The following is an 18,513-nucleotide window of genomic DNA, read 5'->3' as shown; positions in this document are numbered from 1 at the left end:
ACGGACTAATTCCTTAAACGGCCATCAGGTCCGCTTCTTTCTGCTTCACGGCCGTTTCGATGTCCGCGACGAACTTGTCGGTCAGCTTCTGGATGTCATCGGCCGCGCGACGTTCTTCGTCTTCGCTGATTTCCTTTTCCTTGACCAGATCCTTGTACTGGCTCAGTGCGTCACGGCGAATGTTGCGCACGGCCACACGGGCGTCTTCGGCAGCGTCACGCGCCTGCTTGGTGAAGCCCTTGCGGGTTTCTTCGGTCAGCGCAGGCATGGAGATCAGCAGCAACTCGCCCAGGTTGGTCGGGTTGAGGTTGAGGCCGGCGGCACCGATGGCCTTGTCGACCGCGCCGAGCATGTTGCGCTCGAACGCGACAACCTGCAGGGTGCGCGAATCTTTCACGCTGATGCTGGCGACCTGGTTGATAGGGGTATCGGCACCGTAGTAAGGGACCTGAACGCCTTCCAGAATGCTGGGGTGTGCCTTGCCGGTACGGATACGACCGAACGCGTGCTGCAGCGACTCCAGGGATTTCTGCATGCGCGCCTGCGCATCCTTCTTGATTTCGTTGATCATACTTCGCCTTCCTCGATCAGAGTTCCTTCGGCGCCGCCCACTACGATGTTCAGCAGAGCGCCAGGCTTGTTCATGTTGAATACCCGCAACGGCATCTTGTGATCGCGGCACAGGCAGATGGCGGTCAGGTCCATCACGCCCAGCTTGCGATCCAGTACTTCATCGTACGTCAGGCGGTCGAATTTCTCAGCATGGGGATCCTTGAACGGATCAGCCGTGTAGACACCGTCGACCTTGGTCGCCTTGAGCACCACGTCGGCATCGATCTCGATGGCGCGCAGGCAGGCTGCGGAGTCGGTGGTGAAGAACGGGTTGCCGGTGCCGGCGGCGAAAATTACCACATCGCCGGAATTGAGGTGACGAATACCCTTGCGGCGATCGTAATGGTCGGTCACGCCGACCATCGAGATGGCCGACATGACGATCGCGGCGATGTTGGAGCGCTCCAGCGCATCGCGCATGGCCAGGGCGTTCATCACGGTTGCCAGCATGCCCATGTGGTCGCCGGTGACACGGTCCATGCCGGCTGCGCTCAGGGCGGCACCGCGGAACAGGTTGCCACCGCCGATGACCAGGCCCACCTGGACGCCGATGCCTACCAACTGGCCCACTTCGAGGGCCATGCGGTCCAGCACTTTCGGGTCGATCCCGAAATCTTCGGACCCCATCAGGGCCTCGCCGCTAAGTTTGAGCAAAATGCGTTTATAGCGAGGTTGACGACCACTCACCTGCTGAGCCATTGCGTGTCTCTCCTGCGGCGTTTAATAAATTCTGGACGGGCCGGTGTACGGCGCGCCTAACTCTAGCTTGCGGCACTGCGACAGTACCACCGGACCTGCGCCTTGTAAGCGGCTAAATCCGGGCACCAACTTTGAAAAAGAGGCTGCGCGCGTAAGCGGGCAGCCTCTTTGGGGCAACAGGACGAATCCGTCTTATTGCTTGCTGGCAGCGGCCACTTGTGCGGCAACTTCGTCAGCGAAGTTGTCGACAGGCTTCTCGATGCCTTCGCCTACCTTGAAGTAGGTGAACGAAACGATTTCAGCACCGGCTTTCTTGGCCAGGTCACCGACCTTGACTTCAGGGTTCTTGACGAACGCCTGCTCGACCAGGCTGGCTTCGGCAAGGAACTTGCTGACACGACCGGCAACCATTTTCTCGACGATCTCGGCTGGCTTGCCCTTGATCTTGTCTTCGTTCAGGCTCATGAAGACGCCCTTCTCGCGCTCGATGGCCTCGGCCGAAACCTGCGATGGCAGCAGGAATTCCGGGTTGCTGGCTGCAACGTGCATGGCGATGTCGCGAGCCAGTTCGGCGTTGCCGCCGTTCAGGGCAACGATGACACCGATCTTGTTGCCGTGCAGGTAGGCATCGACAACGTCGCCTTCCACGCGTACCAGACGGCGGATGTTGACGTTTTCGCCAACCTTGCCGACCAGGGCTTCACGCGCTGGCTCTTGAGCGGCGATCAGCGGAGCAGCGTCGGTCAGCTGGTCGGCGAAAGCCTTTTCCACGCTGGCGGCGACGAAGTTCTTGAAGTCGTCCTGCAGAGCCAGGAAGTCGGTCTGCGAGTTGACTTCCAGGATGACTGCGGATTTGTTGTCGGCAGCAACCTTGACGGCGATGGCGCCTTCGGCAGCAACGTTGCCTGCTTTCTTGGCGGCCTTGATGGCGCCGGAAGCACGCATGTCGTCGATGGCTTTTTCGATGTCGCCGCCGGCCTTGGTCAAGGCCTTTTTGCAATCCATCATGCCTTCGCCGGTACGCTCGCGCAGTTCTTTGACCAACGCTGCAGTAATCTCTGCCATTTCAAATTCCTCTTGGATAGGTGTCTAACCATTCCACCCGTTAACGGGCGCTCAATTCTTGACCTTGCCAGCGGCTCTTTACAATTGGAGCGGTGACGATGCCGGCAATGGTTCTCGAGGTGGCAAAAAGGGGGCCTAGCCCCCTTTTTGCGTACCGAGTAAACGCTGGGCGTCTAGACTCAGCCTTCTACCGCTGCGGCAGGTGCGTCCTGAACGTATTCTTCAGTACCGCCAGCAACGTGGTTGCGACCACGGATGACCGCGTCGGCCATCGAACCCATGTACAGCTGGATGGCGCGAATGGCGTCATCGTTACCTGGGATAATGTAGTCGACGCCTTCAGGGCTGCTGTTGGTGTCGACGACGCCGATGACCGGGATACCCAGCTTGTTGGCTTCGGTGATCGCGATGCGCTCGTGGTCGACGTCGATGACGAACAGTGCGTCAGGCAGGCCGCCCATGTCCTTGATACCACCCAGGCTGCGATCCAGTTTTTCCAGATCACGGGTGCGCATCAGCGCTTCTTTCTTGGTCAGCTTGGTGAAAGTGCCATCTTCGGCCTGGGTTTCCAGGTCGCGCAGACGCTTGATCGAAGCACGGATGGTCTTGAAGTTGGTCAGCATGCCGCCCAACCAGCGATGGTCGACGTACGGCGAGCCGCAACGTGCTGCTTCCTCGGCCACGATCTTGCCGGCGGAACGCTTGGTGCCGACGAACAGGATCTTGTTCTTGCCCTGGGCCAGGCGCTCTACGAAGGTCAGTGCTTCGTTGAACATCGGCAGGGTTTTTTCGAGGTTGATGATGTGGATCTTGTTACGCGCGCCGAAAATGTACTTACCCATTTTCGGATTCCAGTAACGGGTTTGGTGACCGAAGTGCACACCGGCCTTCAGCATATCGCGCATGTTGACTTGGGACATGATAGTTCCTTGATAAGTCGGGTTAAGCCTCCACGTATCCCAATGACCAACCGGCGGCATAACCTCCGGCACCCAGGTCATCGTGTCGACACGTGTGTGGGTTTGGTTGCTTCCAGGGCATCCCCGGAAAGCGGCGCATTTTATACCATAGCCGCCCCGATATAGAAACCTGAAATAGCGTCGATGCACAACGGCTTTTGCGCCGCTGCCTGATTCGCGCGACAATGCACGCCATCACCTCTTATATAGAGGCGCCGCCAGCGCCGCGCGGCAGTCCGCGGCGGCTCTGGTAGAATCGCCTCGATTTCAGCCTGCGAACGCGCGCAAGCGCTCAGAGAGCTCCGAATGACCGTTACCATCAAGACCCCCGAAGACATCGAGAAGATGCGAATTGCCGGCCGCCTGGCGGCCGATGTGCTGGAGATGATCGCGCCTCACGTCAAGCCCGGTGTCACCACCGAAGAACTCGACCGCCTGTGCCACGACTACATCGTCAACGAGCAGCAGGCCATCCCTGCCCCGCTCAACTACAAGGGCTACCCCAAGTCGATCTGCACCTCGATCAACCATGTGGTCTGCCACGGCATTCCCAATGACAAGCCGCTGAAGAATGGCGACGTGCTGAACATCGACGTCACCGTGATCAAGGACGGCTACCACGGCGACACCAGCCGCATGTTCCACGTCGGCAGCGTGCCGGTGTGGGCCGAGCGCCTGTCGCAGGTGACCCAGGAATGCCTGTACAAGGCCATCGAACTGGTCAAGCCCGGATGCCGCCTGGGCGACATCGGCGAAGTCATCCAGAAGCACGCCGAGAAGAACGGTTTTTCCGTGGTCCGCGAATTCTGCGGCCACGGCATCGGCAAGGTGTTTCACGAAGAACCGCAGGTGCTGCACTACGGGCGTGCCGGTACCGGCATGGAGCTCAAGGAAGGCATGACCTTCACCATCGAGCCGATGATCAACCAGGGCAAGGCCGACACCAAGGTGCTGGGCGATGGCTGGACGGCCATTACCAAGGATCGCAAGCTGTCCGCGCAGTGGGAGCACACCCTGGTGGTGACCGCCAGCGGCTACGAAATCTTCACCTTGCGCAGCGACGACACCATCCCCCGCGTCTCGGCGTGATGCCACGCGTGCGGGCAACCCGTTCAGGCCACTAATCTCTTCAGGAATACGACATGCCGCAGGTGGATCCGGAGTTGTTCGATCGCGGCCAGTTCCAGGCCGAACTGGCGCTCAAGGCCAGCCCTATCGCAGCCTTCAAGAAGGCGATTCGCCAGGCTCACGATGTGCTCGACGAGCGTTTTCGCAACGGCCGTGACATTCGCCGGCTGATCGAAGACCGTGCCTGGTTCGTCGACAACATCCTGGAGCGGGCGTGGAGCCAGTTCGACTGGGACGAGGATGCCGACATCGCCCTGGTCGCCGTGGGCGGCTACGGCCGCGGCGAGCTGCACCCCTACTCCGACATCGACCTGATGATCCTGCTCGAGAGCGCCGACTACGAGATCTTTCGCGACTCGATCGAGCGCTTTCTCACGCTGCTGTGGGACATCGGCCTGGAAGTGGGCCAGAGCGTGCGCTCCATAGATGAATGCGCCGAGCAGGCGCGCGCCGACATCACGGTCATCACCAACCTGATGGAGAGCCGCACCATCGCCGGACCGGAACGGCTGCGCAAGCGCATGCTTGAGGTCACCAGCACCGAGCGGATGTGGCCCAGCCGCGAGTTCTTCCTGGCCAAGCGCGCCGAGCAGAGCGCTCGCCACCACAAGTACAACGACACCGAGTACAACCTGGAACCCAACGTCAAGGGCTCTCCCGGTGGCCTGCGCGATATCCAGACCCTGCTGTGGGTGGCGCGCCGCCAGTTCGGCACGCTGAACCTGCATGCGCTGGCTGGGGAAGGCTTCCTGGTGGAGAGCGAGAACAACCTGCTGGCGTCTTCCCAGGAATTCCTCTGGAAGGTGCGCTACGCCCTGCACATGCTTGCCGGGCGTGCGGAAGATCGCCTGCTGTTCGATCACCAACGCTCCATCGCCGGCTTGCTGGGCTACAAGGACAGTGATGCGAAACTGGCCATCGAGCGGTTCATGCAGAAGTACTACCGCGTGGTGATGAGCATCGCCGAACTCAGCGACCTGATCATCCAGCATTTCGAGGAAGTGATTCTCGGCGACCCCGAAGCCGGCTCAACGGTGCCGATCAATTCGCGCTTCCAGCTGCACGATGGCTACATCGAGGCCACTCACACCCAGGTGTTCAAGCGCACCCCGTTCGCCATGCTGGAAATCTTCGTGCTGATGGCGCAGAACCCGGAGATCAAGGGCGTGCGCGCGGACACCATCCGCCTGCTGCGCGAGCATCGCCACCTGATCGACGACACCTTCCGCAACGATATTCGCAACACCAGCCTGTTCATCGAGCTGTTCAAGTGCGAAGTCGGCATTCACCGCAACCTGCGCCGCATGAATCGCTACGGCATCCTGGGCCGCTACCTGCCCGAGTTCGGCGATATCATCGGCCAGATGCAACACGACCTGTTCCACATCTATACGGTCGATGCGCACACGCTCAACCTGATCAAGCACCTGCGCAAGCTGCAGTACACCCAGGTTTCGGAGAAATTCCCACTGGCCAGCAAGGTCATGGAGCGCCTGCCCAAGCCGGAGTTGATCTACCTCGCCGGGCTTTACCATGACATCGGCAAAGGCCGCAACGGCGACCATTCCGAGCTCGGCGCAGTGGATGCCGCGCAGTTCTGCCAGCGCCACCAGTTGCCCGCCTGGGACAGCCGCCTGATCGTCTGGCTGGTGCAGAACCATCTGGTGATGTCGACCACCGCGCAGCGCAAGGACCTGTCCGATCCGCAGGTCATCCATGACTTCGCCCAGCAGGTAGGCGACGAGGTGCACCTGGACTACCTCTACGTGCTTACCGTGGCCGACATCAACGCGACCAATCCCAGCCTGTGGAACTCGTGGCGTGCAAGTCTGCTGCGCCAGCTGTACACCGAGACCAAGCGCGCACTGCGTCGTGGCCTGGAAAACCCGCTGGACCGTGAGGAGCAGATCCGTCGCACGCAAAGCGCGGCACTGGAGATACTGGTACGCGGTGGCACCGATCAGGACGACATCGAACAGCTCTGGTCCCAGCTGGGCGACGACTATTTTCTGCGCCACAACGCCGGCGACGTGGCCTGGCATACCGATGCCATCCTGCAGCAGCCCGCCAATGGCGACCCGCTGGTGCTGATCAAGGAAACCACCCAGCGCGAATTCGAGGGCGGCACGCAGATCTTCATCTATGCGCCCGACCAGCATGATTTCTTCGCGGTGACGGTGGCGGCCATGGACCAGCTCAACCTGAACATCCACGACGCCCGAATCATTACCTCCAGCAGCCAGTTCACGCTCGATACCTACATCGTGCTGGACAACGACGGCGGCTCGATCGGCAACGACCCGCGCCGTATCGCGCAGATTCGCCAGGGCCTCAGCGACGCGCTGCGCAACCCCGATGACTACCCCAACATCATTCATCGCCGCGTACCGCGCCAGCTCAAGCATTTCGCGTTCCCCCCGCAGGTCACCATCCAGAACGATGCCCAGCGTCCGGTGACCATTCTGGAGTTGAGCGCGCCCGACAGGCCCGGCCTGCTGGCACGCATCGGCAAGATCTTCCTGGAATTCGACCTGTCGTTGCAGAACGCCAAGGTTTCCACGCTGGGCGAACGCGTGGAAGACGTGTTCTTCATTACCGATGCGAACAATCTGCCCCTGTCCGACCCACAACTGTGCAGTCGGCTGCAGGCCACCATCATCGACCAACTCAGTGTCAGCCAGGCGCCCGGCGTCGAGCTGTCCCGTTTGAGCATTTGATATGAACCACGCGTTGAACCAGCTGCAGCCCTACCCTTTCGAGAAACTGCGCGCCTTGCTGGCGGGCGTCGCGGCCGCTGCGGACAAACGTCCGATCGCTCTCTCCATCGGCGAACCCAAGCACGCCTCGCCGGCGTTCGTGAAGCAAGCCCTGGCCGACAACCTCGACCAGATGGCGGTGTACCCGACCACCCAAGGCATTGCGGCACTGCGCGAAGCCATCGCCGCGTGGTGCGAACGACGCTTCCAGGTCCCGGCGGGCTGGCTCGATCCGGCGCGCCACGTATTGCCGGTCAACGGCACCCGCGAGGCGCTGTTCGCCTTCACCCAAACCGTTGCACAGCGTGACGTCGGCGGGCTGGTGGTCAGCCCCAATCCGTTCTACCAGATCTACGAAGGCGCCGCGCTGCTCGCCGGTACCACCCCGCACTACCTGCCCTGCCTGGACCAGAACGGCTTCAACCCGGATTTCGACGCGGTACCGGCCGAGGTCTGGCAGCGCTGCCAGATCCTGTTCCTGTGCTCGCCCGGCAATCCTACCGGTGCCTTGGTACCGATGCCGATCTTGAAGAAACTCATCGCCCTGGCCGACGCGCATGACTTCGTGATCGCTGCCGACGAGTGCTACAGCGAGCTGTACTTCGACGAAGACGCGCCACCGCCCGGCCTGCTGACCGCCTGTGCCGAGCTGGGGCGCAGCGATTTCAAGCGTTGCGTGGTGTTCCACAGCCTGTCCAAGCGCTCCAACCTGCCGGGCTTGCGCTCGGGCTTCGTGGCGGGCGACGCCGACATCCTCAAGGCCTTCCTGCTGTACCGCACCTATCATGGCTGTGCGATGCCCGTGCAAACCCAGCTGGCCAGCATCGCCGCCTGGAAAGACGAGGCCCACGTACTGGCAAACCGTGACCTGTACCGGGAAAAATTCGATGCCGTGCTGGATATCCTCGCGCCGGTGATGGACGTCAAGCGTCCCGACGGCAGCTTCTACCTGTGGGCCAAGGTGCCCATGGACGACGCGCAGTTCTGCCGCGAACTGTTCGAGCAGGAACACGTCACGGTCGTACCGGGCTCCTATCTGTCGCGCGACGTCGATGGGCTCAACCCAGGCGCCGGACGCGTGCGCATGGCGCTGGTTGCGCCGCTGAGCGAGTGTGTCGAAGCCGCCCAGCGCATCCGGAGCTTTCTCGAGCGTCGATAACACATAGCTACGCTATTGCACGGCGCTTGAACGACATCATCGATGGCTCTTTTCAAGGAGTCATCGATGATGTGCGACCCACTGTTCTGCAAGACCCTGCCTGTACTGGACTTCGAGGCATCACGCCGCGTAGCCCTGGCCGAACGCCCGACCAATGCGCCCAGTCTATGGGCGAACGGACGCTCCAGGCGTGCCCTGGGCCAGTTCTCGAAATTCTGGGCACCCGGCCGTACGCTGACTATTGGTTTCTTCAACGACACTCCCACCGAGCACAAGGCAGCCATCGAGAAAGTGGCGCGACAGTGGCTGCGCTCGGCCAACCTGAAATTCGATTTCGTTGACGGCATGTTTGCCGACATCCGCATCTATACCGACGGCGATGACAACTACAGTCAGGTCGGCACCGATGCGCTGCTGGCCAGCCCGATGGACGCAACCATGGCCCTGGGGGTCAAACCGGACGATCCGCTGTTCGGGCGTACCGTGCTGCATGAGTTCGGCCACGTGCTGGGGCTGCTGCACGAGCACCAGCACCCCAAGGCAAACACCCCTTGGGACATCCCCAAGCTGTATGCGTACTTCGCCGCCAAGGGTGTCGATCAAGAGACCGTGGACATCAACCTGCTGGACAAGACCGACAAGGCACTGGCCAAGGGCACTGCCTATGACCGCGCATCGATCATGCATTACTCGGTGCTGCAGGAGCAGACGGTGGGCGACTGGGAAGTAGGCATCAATCATACCTTGAGCCGCTGCGACCGAAGGTTTGCCCGGCGCACCTACCCCAAGGTCATGGCCTAGCGGGCATGGCCAAGGCTGGCTTCGTTGATGTCGAACTCGGCCAGCGCTTCATTCATGGCCTCGCTGCGCATGAGCCGATGTCGACGCACTACAGGGCGCACCGTATAACGCGGTAGATGCGCGAACTCCTCTTGCGCCCATGCCTGCTGGTAGCGGGTCCGCTGGAAATCGGGCCACTCGCCGATTACGAGAAACACGACCTGCGGTACGAGCGCGATAGCCAGCAGGGTATTGAGGTCAACCAGGCCCAGCCCGCCCAGCGCCGAGCCAACGACCACGGGTACAGCGCTACCAACGGCAGTCCACAGTTTGGATAATCGGCGCATGGGACGTGACCTCACATGAGTTACTGTATGCATATACAGTACACAGAACAGGCCGTGTGTTCAATCCCTGAAAGCGCATTGATAGCGTGCCGGCCGGCTGCGGCCCATCAGGCGGACTCCCCAAACATGTCGGCCACCGCCTGTTCACCCAGGGCTGGTCCAACGCTCATGCCTACCCCGCTGTGCATCAGCGTCGCACTCAAGCCTGGCGCGATGTTCAAGCGGGAAAACGGATGAGGCCCCTTGGCGCCATAGACACCTTGCCAGCGCTCTATTACCTGAATGTTGCAGCCCAGTGTGTCCTGTGCCAGCTCGAGCATCCATTGGTCGACCTGTTCGGCATTGAACGGCGAGGCGTCCGCACCGTACTCATGGGAATCGCCGATGATCAGGTCACCGTAGGGTGTAGGACTGATCAGCAAGTGAATGCCGTGTGCTTCAAGGTGCGGACAGTCGCGCTCGATTTCGTGGCGGATGGCAGCCGCTTCGGGCAGATCGGCGAAAGCCCCGTAGTGAACGCAACTCAGACCGGTAAGTACCGAGTGCTGCAGGTTCAGGTTCGACGCGGGCCGAGCGCGGAGCATCTGTAGACGGCACACCTGGGGCTTGAGCGCAGCCATGGGTTCGGCGAGCAGGGTCAGGTAGTCGTGGCCGGAGCACACCACCACCTGTTGGCCGCGGAAGCTGCCAGCAGTGCTCTGCAGCTTGCCGGGTTCGACGCCGTTGACCAATGTCGAGAAGTGAAACGCCACGCCCAGTTCGCGCTGTAGATAGTCAATCACCTTGGGTATGGCTTCGCGCGAATAGAGCTGCTGGTCATCGACGCCGTGCAAGGCCGCGCGATGATGGCTGAATTGCCCGCCGTACAAGTCGGCCAGCGGCTTGCCGCGCAACAGCTCGACCCGGTAGTCATGCTGCTTGGCACGTTCGGTACTGAATGCTTCCAGCAGGTTTTCCTCCGCTTCGGTTCGGGCGAACAACAGCGAGCCGTTGCGCTTGAGCTCGAAGCCCGCCTGGGCGCTCCAGTTGGCCCAGATACCGCGGCTGGCTTTGGCCAGGTCGAGCATGATGCCCGGTGGCTGACCGGTCACCAGGGCTTGACCGAAGTTGCGTACCGACGCGCCGATCGGGCTCGCCGAACGCTCGAACACCCGCACTTTCAGGCCACGCCTGGCCGCCGCATAGGCGTGGGAAAGCCCGAGAATACCCGCACCCACCACCAGCAAATCATTTTCAAACCGATTCATTCGACACACTCCCTACGGCTTGGCCGATTTGCCGTCATAGCGTTTGCGCCATTCGGCCAGAATGTTGTCGCGCTCTTTCGAGGCCCAGGCGAAGTCATTCTTGATCAGGCGCTGCTCGTAGTCGGCAGGCAGCTCAGTGGGAGGCTTGGCCAGGCCTTCCTGGGCCAGCACTGCGAAGTTTTGCTTGTACAGTTCCATGCCGGCCGCACTGGCGGAGAAATCAGCCAGGCGCTTGGCGGCCTCGGGATGAGCGGTGCCCTTGATCACGGCAGTCGCTTCGATCTCCCAGCCAAGGCCTTCCTTTGGCAGGATGATGTCCAATGGTGCACCCTGACGCTTGAGCTGTACCGCCGGGTATTCGAATGAAATGCCGATAGGGAACTCACCCGCTGCGGCCATCTTGCAGGGCTTCGAACCGGAATGGACGTACTGCCCGATGTTCTGGTGCAACGCGTCCATGTAGGTCCAGCCTTGTGCCTCGCCAAAGGTTTGCAGCCAGGCGCTGACGTCCAGAAAGCCCGTACCGGACGAGGCCGGGTTGGGCATCACGATCTTGCCGCGATAGACCGGGTTGGTCAGATCCTGCCAGCTCAGCGGGCGCGGCAGGTTCTGCTTCTCGGCTTCGATGGTGTTGAAGCAGATGGTGGCGGCCCAGACATCCATGCCAACCCAGGCCGGCGGATTGGCCGGGTCGCGGTACTTGGCGCCGATCTTGGGCAGATCCTTGGGGGCGTAGGCTTCGAGCATGCCTTGCTGATCGAGTATTGCCAGGCTCGAGGCGGCCAGACCCCACACTGCGTCGGCTTGCGGGCGAGCTTTTTCGGCCAGCAGTTTGGCCGTGATGATGCCGGTCGAATCCCTCACCCATTTGATGTCGATATCCGGGTTGGCTTTCTCGAACGCTTTTTCATAGGTCTGCAGCTGCTCGGCTTCCAGTGCGGTGTACACGGTGAGCTCGGTGGCGGCACTGGCGTGAAGGCTGAAGCCTGCGAACACTGCAGCGAGGGCAAGGGGCTTGAACATGGTTTGATCCTGAGTGATGGGGACAAGGCGGTGTGGGTTGGCCGATACACGTCCGTTCAATGGCTGCCGGGGGTTTCGCCGCGGGCCATGCGAGCATTGATTTGATCGATGAGCGCTGGCAGATCGGCGATGGTGTCGGCCAGGTAATCGGGGCGTACCGGGGCGAACAGGGCATCGATGCGCAGCCTCTGCCGATCGAGTTCGGAGGGCGTGAGCGCCTGGAAAGCCAGGTGATCCAGGCCGAGGAAATTGCCGGAAAAGCGCAGCCCGACCGTCCACATCCCTGCGCTGCGGCCTTCGAGAATACCCGGTAAGGTGTCGTCGACCTTCACGCAGGCGGCGACGTCACCGATGCCCAGCGCGATGACATTGGCCAACGCCTGGGCGGGGCCGGGGCGGCCGGTTGGCAGGTCATCGGCGGCCACCACGTGATCGGGCTGATAGCCAGCCACTGCGGCCAGCGCCACCACGTGGTCCATGACCTGCCGAGGGTATCCCGAGGTGGTGCCGATCTTGAGTCCGGCCTGACGCATGTGCTCGATGGCCGACAGCGCACCGGGGATGAGCGCGCTGTGCTTGCCGACATTGGCAATCTGCAGCGGCATGAAGCGTTCGTAGATGGCCGTGACGTCGGCATCGCTCGGTTGCCTGGCAAAACGTTGCTCGAAGCGCGCCGCGATCTGCGGCTGGTCGCACAGGCTGCGAATGTGGTCCCACTTGCCCATGCCCATGGGGCCGCGAGCTTCATCCAGGCTCAGTTCGATATCGAACGTGGCGAAGGCTTCCACAAAGATTCGGGTGGGCGCGAAAGAGCCGAAATCGACGACGGTGCCGGCCCAGTCGAGAATGGCCGCTTGCAGTCTGGCAGGGGCTTGATAGTGCATGGTGTTCTCCGAAAATCAGCAGGTAGGCGTGCTCTGGCGCCAGGCTTGTGAACGTCGCAGCAAGCCGCGTGAAACCCAGGCGAGCAGAAGGGAAACGGCAGCCGAAGTGAACAGGATCAGTGTCGACATGGCGGCGGCGGCGCCGACATTGCCTGCGTCGTCCATGTTCAGTACGGCCACCGCCGCGAGAATGCTGTCTGGCGAGTAGAGAAAGATGGCCGCGGAAACGGTGGTCATTGCCGAGACGAACAAGTAGCGAATGATGTCCAGCAGCGCGGGCAGGCAAATCGGCAGTGTGACGCGCAGGTAGTGCCGATACAGGGGAGCCTTGAGGGACCGTGCGGCCGCCTCGAATTCACTGTCCAGTTGGCGCAGAGCGGTAGTTGCCGTCATGTGCGCGGTGGTCAGGTAGTGAGCGATGGTGCAGATCACCAGCAGCGCCATGCTTCCATAGAGGCTGTGCAACGGATTGTCAGGCAGGTTGAAGAAGAAGACATAGCCCAGGCCCAGTACCAGGCCCGGCACGGCCATGGGTATGAAGGTGAGTATGCGCAGGGCCAGGTTGAGGGCGGGTTGCCCATGGGTTTTCTCCATCAGATAGGCACCGGTGAAAATCAGTGCGCTCCCCACCACTGCGGTGCAGCTTGCCAGTACCAGGCTGTTGCGATAGGCCAGCCATCCCCCGCCTGCGGTTTCGCTGAACAGGTAGTGCTTGAGCGACAACGAAAGGTTGTAGGGCCAGAACTTCACCAGGGAAGAAAACACCGCCATGCCCAGCACCGCCAGCAGGCAGCCGCAGATGAGCACCACGATCAACAGGTAGCAGGCGTCCCGCCCTCGCGACGGCTGGGGCGTGAGTACCTGCGCCCGGCCACTCATGGACGAACGTTGGCGGCGGCGCAACCAGGCATCCATTGAAAAGCTGATCAGCGCCGGCACCAGTAGCACCATGCCGATCAGCGCCCCACGGCCGAACTGTTGCTGACCGACCACCGCCTTGTAGGCTTCGATGGCCAAGACCTGATAGTCCCCGCCGACGATCACGGGCACACCGAAATCAGTGATGGTGAGGGTGAACACCAGGCAGAACGCGGCGAACACTGCTTGCCGCGTCGCGGGCCAGGTGATGCTGTGGAATGACCGCCAGGGGCTGGCACCCATGCTCGAAGCCGCGTCGAACAGGCGTGCGTCGCTCATCGAGAGCGCTGAGAGCAGGATCATCAGGGCGTGCGGGAACGTGTAGATCACCTCGCCGATGACGATGCCCCAGAACCCGTAGATGTTGTCGGTGAACAGGCCGCGCAGCAGCCCCTGGTTACCGAACAGGTAGATCAGCGCGATGGCGGGCAGCATCGAAGGCGCCAGCAGAGGCAGCAGGGATATTCCGCGCCACAGGCCCTTGGCAGGAATCAGGGTGCGTTGCAGCGCGTAGGCGAACAGGTAGGCCAGGGGGACCACGATGAGTGCAACGCTGACCGAAACGCGCAGGCTGTTACCCAGCAACCAGTGAAAATTGTCGCTGCCCAGCAGTTCTCGGGCTGCGATCAGCCCACCACCCTGCCCTGCATCGTCGCTGAACCCGCGCCAGAAGATCGCCAGCAACGGCAAGAGCAGCGCTATCACCAGGAGCAGCAAGAACAGCACTTTGCCACCGACGACGAACACCCGGTCGCCCAGGTCGGCGCACTGAACTCGGCTTGCATGACCTTTGCCGCTCACTGACAGCTTGGCGGTAAGCATCTCAGGCAAACACCTGCAGGCTGTGTGGCGGCAGTGCCACCTGAATATGCCGAGTGCCCGAAGGTGGCAGCTGACGCGCGCTGATTTCGGCGGTCAGTGATTGGCCCGGCAGTTCGTCGAATTCGAAGCTCATCCGGCATCGATTGCCGAGGAAGGTCACGTCCTGCATCTGCGCCGCGAACAGATTTTCCTCCGAGTGCCGGGGGTTCACGCAGATCGACTCGGGACGGCAGAACAAGCGCCCGACGCAGCGGGGCGCGACGGCATCGGCCAGTCGCAATTGCAGTGCGCCGACTTGCGCATGACCATTGCCATTGCCTTCGAAAGCCAGCCAGTTGCCCTGCCCCACGAAGTTGGCCACAAACGGCGTCTCGGGGCTTTCATAGATCGATTGCGGGCTGGCGTACTGCTCGATGCGCCCCTGGTTCATCACCGCAATCCGATCAGCCATCAGCATGGCTTCTTCCTGATTGTGCGTAACCATCAGGGTGGTAATGCCAAGCCGCTGCTGCAGCGTGCGCAGCTCGGTGCACAGGTGTTCGCGCACTTGGGCGTCGAGCGCAGACATCGGTTCATCCAGCAACAGCAACGACGGCGCGGGGGCCAGCGCACGCGCCAGTGCGACGCGCTGCTGCTGGCCGCCGGAAAGCTGGCCCGGATACTTTTTCTCGCTGCCGGTCAGCCCTACCAGCTCGAGCATGGCGGCGACCCGCGGACGAACGATATCGCGCGCGCTGCCGGCGAGGCCGTAGCCGATGTTTTGCTCGACGGTGAGATTGGGGAACAACGCGTACGACTGAAACACGATGCCATAGTCCCTGGCCTGAGGCGGCAGGTTGGAAACATCCCTGGACCCCATGTAGATGGTCCCGCGATTCTGCTGTTCCAGCCCTGCGATGCACCGCAACAACGTGGTCTTGCCGCACCCCGACGGGCCGAGCAGGCACACCAGTTCGCCTGGCGAGATCTCCAGCGATACGTCGTCCAGCGCCTTGAACGCGCCGAAGTTCTTGCGCAGGCCGGCAATCCGTATCGGCACGCCTGGACAGGCTTCATCAGTGGGGCTGGAACGGAGCATGGCGGCACCTCATCAAGTGGAGCACGCGCCGCCTGTGGAGTGCGGCATGCGTGTCGATGAGGCAATGCTAGGGCGTTATTGCGACGACGATGTGGCAGATAGCCAAAAGCTGACGATAGTCCTATTGGTGAATTTGCCCAGTCTCCAGGACGGCTACATCTGACGCGCGACGCTGTCGCGAGCGACGTCGAGAAAAGCCGCAGGCAAACGGGCCTGCCTGCGGTCCTTGAGGCAATACAGATACTCGGCGATCTGCGGCGCGCCTTCTATCGCAATGATCCGCAGGTCCGGGTTGACGGGCACTTCCTGGCGCGCGATCAGGCTCACGCCAATATTGCGCAGAACGGCTTCGCGGATGGATTCCCGGCTGCCGATTTCCAGCTCGATGCCTGGACGAACCTGATGGCTGTTCAAAAACTGCTCGGTCAAGGTTCTGGTGGTCGAGCCATGTTCGCGCATCAACAGGCATTGCCCCGCCAGCGAGCTGGGCGGTACACATTCATGCACGGCCAGCGGGTGCTGCTTGTGGACGGCCAGTACCAAAGGATCGGTGCCCAGCACCAGGTGCATCAAGCGAGGGTCGTCGAGCCATTGCGAGGAGGCCGCCAGGTCGACCCGGTAGTCTTCGAGCGCCTCGAGTACGTCCTGGGAGTTGCCGATCTGCACCGACACATCGATGTGTGGCAGCCGCTCGCGAAATGACCTGATGAGATCGAGGATATAGTAAGGCGCCGTCGCTCCGATCCTCAAAGCGCCAAGGGCCTGGCCGCAGTTTCGCAAATGAAACTCGATATCTGCCTCGTGCTGCAACAGCGCCTTGACCTTCGGCAACAGTCGAGCGCCCTCGTCGCTGACGGTCAAACGACGCCCTCCCCGATAGAACAATTCCACCGCGTAGCGACTTTCCAGTTGCCGAATCTGCGTGGTGACGGTCGGTTGGCTCAAGCCAAGCTTCTTGGCGGCCTGAGTGACACTGCCTAGAAGCGCAACGGTGTAGAAAGCCTTGAGTTCTGCACTGAGCATGAGTGGCCGGGTTCCTTGCAATACAGCGAGATTGGGTTGTCCGCAGGGTGACATGGCGCCGGGTTCTGTCGATGGCCAGGCCCGGGCTTCCAGATTACACCGTAGCGGCGGCCCGACTCTGCGGCCATCGCTCAGCGCCCATGGCCCAGATTCGCCTCGTTCATGTCCAGTTCGGCCAGCACTTCGCGCACGGCGTCGTCACCGATCTTGCGTTGCCGGCGCATTTCATACAGCGCCAGGCGCTGCGCACGCAGGGCCTTGATGCGTAGATGGCGTTCCAGTTGGTCCATCTGCCGGGCCAGCGCCTGGGCTTCGGCGGAGTCTTCGAACACCGCCAACTGCTGCCGGTATTCGGACATGATGCGCGCCTTGAGCTCGGTTGCCAGTACAGCCTGGCTGGCATCCTGTTCGGTGGCCTTCTGCGCCTGGTCCTCCTCTTCCAGCGAACGGATGGCCGATTCGGCGGTGTAGCGCCAGGCATCGCGCACTTCCTGGCGAGCACTCTGGTCATCGCTGGCGGCGATCCCGCGCAGCAACAGCGGCAAAGCGATGCAAGCCACTACCAGCGAGAGCAGGATGACACCGGCGGCGATGAAGATCAGCAGGTCGCGCTGTGGAAAGGCCTGGCCGGGCGCCATCAGCAAGGGCACCGACATGACGCCGGCCAAGGTCACCGCGCCACGCACGCCGCCCAGGGTCAGCAAGGCGCAGGAGCGTGCGTCGGGCAGGCGGGTGATGGTGGTCTTGCCGCGCAGGCGACGTACCCACGATATCGCCCGCCAGGTGCTCTGGACCCAGACGAAGCGCAGCAACAGCAGGATGCCGAAGATCGCCAGCACTTCCAGGCAGCGCCACGACAAGGCTGGCCACAGCGTGGGTTCATGGCTGATCACCGCCTTGACGATGTCCGGCAACTGCAGACCCAGCAGGAGGAAGATCAAACCGTTGAAGGCGAACTCCAGCAAGGCCCAGACGCTGCGGTTGAGAATGCGCGTGCGCGTCTGCCGGGGCAGCAAGTCGAGCCAGCTCTGCATCATGCCGGCGGCCACTGCGCTGAGGATCCCCGAGGCTCCCAGGCGCTCGGCCAGCACATAGGCGGCGAACGGCAGCAGCAGCATGAACACCACGTGCGTGGCTGGATCGTCCCAGCCACGAGCGATCATCCACACGCGCAGGCGCCCTACCACCCAGCTGAGCAGCACGCCCAATGCCAGGCCACCGACCGCGACCAGAACGAACGTCACGCTGGCATCGGCCAGGGAGAATACCCCGGTGATCGCTGCTGCCAGGGCGAACTTGAAGGTCACCAGGCCCGATGCATCGTTCATCAATGCCTCGCCTTGCAGGATACGCATCAGGGGCGTCGGCAAACGGTCCTGGGCGATCGCCGACACTGCCACCGCATCGGTCGGCGACAGCACCGCGGCCAGGGCAAAGGCCACCGGCAGGGGGATATCGGGCAGCAGCCAATGAATGAAGTACCCCGCGCCCAGCACCGTGAACAGCACCAGCCCCACGGCCAGCATCAGCACGGGGCCGCGGTAATGCCACAAGTCACGCTTGGGAATGCGCCAACCATCGGAGAACAGCAGCGGCGGCAGGAACAGAAACAGGAACAGCTCGGGCTCCAGCGCCACGTGCAGGCCCAGGGTCGGCCAGGCGAGAATCGCCCCGGCGGCGATCTGCAGCAGGGGCAATGGCAAGGGAATGACGCGGGCGACCAACCGCGAAACGCCGACCAGCATGAGCAGGATCAGCACGGTGTAGGCGGTTTGCATGGGACAGGATTTCCTTTGAATCGACAGACAGTGGTCATGGTAACGGCTTACGCACGATCGGCGCATGACATGACACAACACGACTCGTGCGTGGAGCGGGTCGGCAACCTTCGTCGGGCAGCCCGGCGCCGATAACCCTGGATCATCCTAAGCCCGGCGAAAATGTAGATTCTTGCGCCATGGGCTTGCCCGTAGACTGGATACACCCGTCAGGATCAAGCAGCCAAGGTGGCTG

Annotated in this window: 16 protein-coding genes; 4 read left to right on the top strand and 12 right to left on the bottom strand. The window is 62.0% G+C overall.

All coding sequences use genetic code 11. The features are described 5' to 3' along the window. Positions 1 to 13 precede the first annotated feature (13 nt). The 4 genes from frr to rpsB form a co-directional block, all read right to left on the bottom strand. A complete protein-coding gene (gene frr, locus IFT98_RS19135; RefSeq protein WP_122476572.1) occupies positions 14 to 571 on the bottom strand; it encodes a ribosome recycling factor in 558 nt (185 codons plus the stop codon). Then, positions 568 to 1,311: a UMP kinase gene (pyrH, locus tag IFT98_RS19130; RefSeq protein ID WP_049862287.1), complete on the bottom strand. Its 744-nt coding sequence runs from the start codon at positions 1,309 to 1,311 to the stop codon at positions 568 to 570. Before pyrH ends, frr begins: the two co-directional genes overlap by 4 nt. A gap of 192 nt (positions 1,312 to 1,503) precedes the next feature. Beyond that, positions 1,504 to 2,376 (bottom strand): translation elongation factor Ts, encoded by an 873-nt coding sequence (gene tsf / locus IFT98_RS19125; protein ID WP_192051126.1) that lies wholly within the window; start codon positions 2,374 to 2,376, stop codon positions 1,504 to 1,506. A gap of 179 nt (positions 2,377 to 2,555) precedes the next feature. Next, entirely contained in the window at positions 2,556 to 3,296 is a 741-nt protein-coding gene (gene rpsB, locus IFT98_RS19120; RefSeq protein ID WP_049862289.1) for a 30S ribosomal protein S2, read from the bottom strand. Positions 3,297 to 3,641: 345 nt separating this feature from the next. Here rpsB and map point away from each other — a divergent pair, with 345 nt between their 5' ends. From map to IFT98_RS19100, 4 genes are read left to right on the top strand one after another with little or no spacing between them, the layout of a single operon-like run. After that, a complete protein-coding gene (gene map, locus IFT98_RS19115) occupies positions 3,642 to 4,424 on the top strand; it encodes a type I methionyl aminopeptidase (protein WP_122476589.1) in 783 nt (260 codons plus the stop codon). A gap of 53 nt (positions 4,425 to 4,477) precedes the next feature. Then, on the top strand, positions 4,478 to 7,180 hold the full coding sequence (locus IFT98_RS19110) for a [protein-PII] uridylyltransferase (RefSeq protein ID WP_192051124.1): 2,703 nt from the start codon (positions 4,478 to 4,480) through the stop codon (positions 7,178 to 7,180). A 1-nt stretch (position 7,181) separates the two neighbouring features. After that, positions 7,182 to 8,378, top strand: coding sequence for a succinyldiaminopimelate transaminase (gene dapC, locus IFT98_RS19105; protein ID WP_192051123.1), 1,197 nt, complete (start codon positions 7,182 to 7,184; stop codon positions 8,376 to 8,378). A gap of 42 nt (positions 8,379 to 8,420) precedes the next feature. After that, the gene (locus tag IFT98_RS19100; protein WP_244651024.1) at positions 8,421 to 9,179 is read left to right on the top strand and encodes a M12 family metallopeptidase; all 759 of its coding nucleotides are present in this window, start codon (positions 8,421 to 8,423) and stop codon (positions 9,177 to 9,179) included. On the opposite strand, the gene IFT98_RS19095 is transcribed toward IFT98_RS19100, so the two are convergent. From IFT98_RS19095 to IFT98_RS19060, 8 genes are all read right to left on the bottom strand, one after another. Further along, positions 9,176 to 9,505: a hypothetical protein gene (locus IFT98_RS19095; RefSeq protein WP_192051121.1), complete on the bottom strand. Its 330-nt coding sequence runs from the start codon at positions 9,503 to 9,505 to the stop codon at positions 9,176 to 9,178. The two genes, IFT98_RS19100 and IFT98_RS19095, sit on opposite strands and share 4 nt — an antisense overlap. A gap of 107 nt (positions 9,506 to 9,612) precedes the next feature. Next, positions 9,613 to 10,752, bottom strand: a complete 1,140-nt coding sequence (locus IFT98_RS19090; RefSeq protein ID WP_192051119.1) for a TIGR03364 family FAD-dependent oxidoreductase — start codon at positions 10,750 to 10,752, stop codon at positions 9,613 to 9,615. 12 nt (positions 10,753 to 10,764) lie between these two features. Further along, positions 10,765 to 11,775: a putative 2-aminoethylphosphonate ABC transporter substrate-binding protein gene (locus IFT98_RS19085; RefSeq protein WP_192051117.1), complete on the bottom strand. Its 1,011-nt coding sequence runs from the start codon at positions 11,773 to 11,775 to the stop codon at positions 10,765 to 10,767. 56 nt (positions 11,776 to 11,831) lie between these two features. Continuing rightward, positions 11,832 to 12,659, bottom strand: coding sequence for a phosphonoacetaldehyde hydrolase (phnX, locus tag IFT98_RS19080; protein WP_192051115.1), 828 nt, complete (start codon positions 12,657 to 12,659; stop codon positions 11,832 to 11,834). A 15-nt stretch (positions 12,660 to 12,674) separates the two neighbouring features. Then, positions 12,675 to 14,399: a putative 2-aminoethylphosphonate ABC transporter permease subunit gene (locus tag IFT98_RS19075; RefSeq protein WP_192051113.1), complete on the bottom strand. Its 1,725-nt coding sequence runs from the start codon at positions 14,397 to 14,399 to the stop codon at positions 12,675 to 12,677. A gap of 1 nt (position 14,400) precedes the next feature. Then, entirely contained in the window at positions 14,401 to 15,477 is a 1,077-nt protein-coding gene (locus IFT98_RS19070; RefSeq protein ID WP_192051112.1) for a putative 2-aminoethylphosphonate ABC transporter ATP-binding protein, read from the bottom strand. A gap of 153 nt (positions 15,478 to 15,630) precedes the next feature. Further along, entirely contained in the window at positions 15,631 to 16,500 is an 870-nt protein-coding gene (locus IFT98_RS19065) for a LysR substrate-binding domain-containing protein (RefSeq protein WP_192051110.1), read from the bottom strand. 131 nt (positions 16,501 to 16,631) lie between these two features. Continuing rightward, complete coding sequence (locus tag IFT98_RS19060) at positions 16,632 to 18,278, bottom strand: Na+/H+ antiporter (RefSeq protein WP_192051108.1); 1,647 nt, start codon at positions 18,276 to 18,278, stop codon at positions 16,632 to 16,634. Positions 18,279 to 18,513: the final 235 nt, after the last annotated feature.

Origin of the sequence: Pseudomonas sp. CFBP 8770 (assembly GCF_014841705.1) — a bacterium.
Taxonomy (GTDB): Bacteria; Pseudomonadota; Gammaproteobacteria; order Pseudomonadales; family Pseudomonadaceae; genus Aquipseudomonas.
Note: the sequence above shows the minus strand (reverse complement) of the source record. Positions and strands in the feature narration are given on the sequence as shown.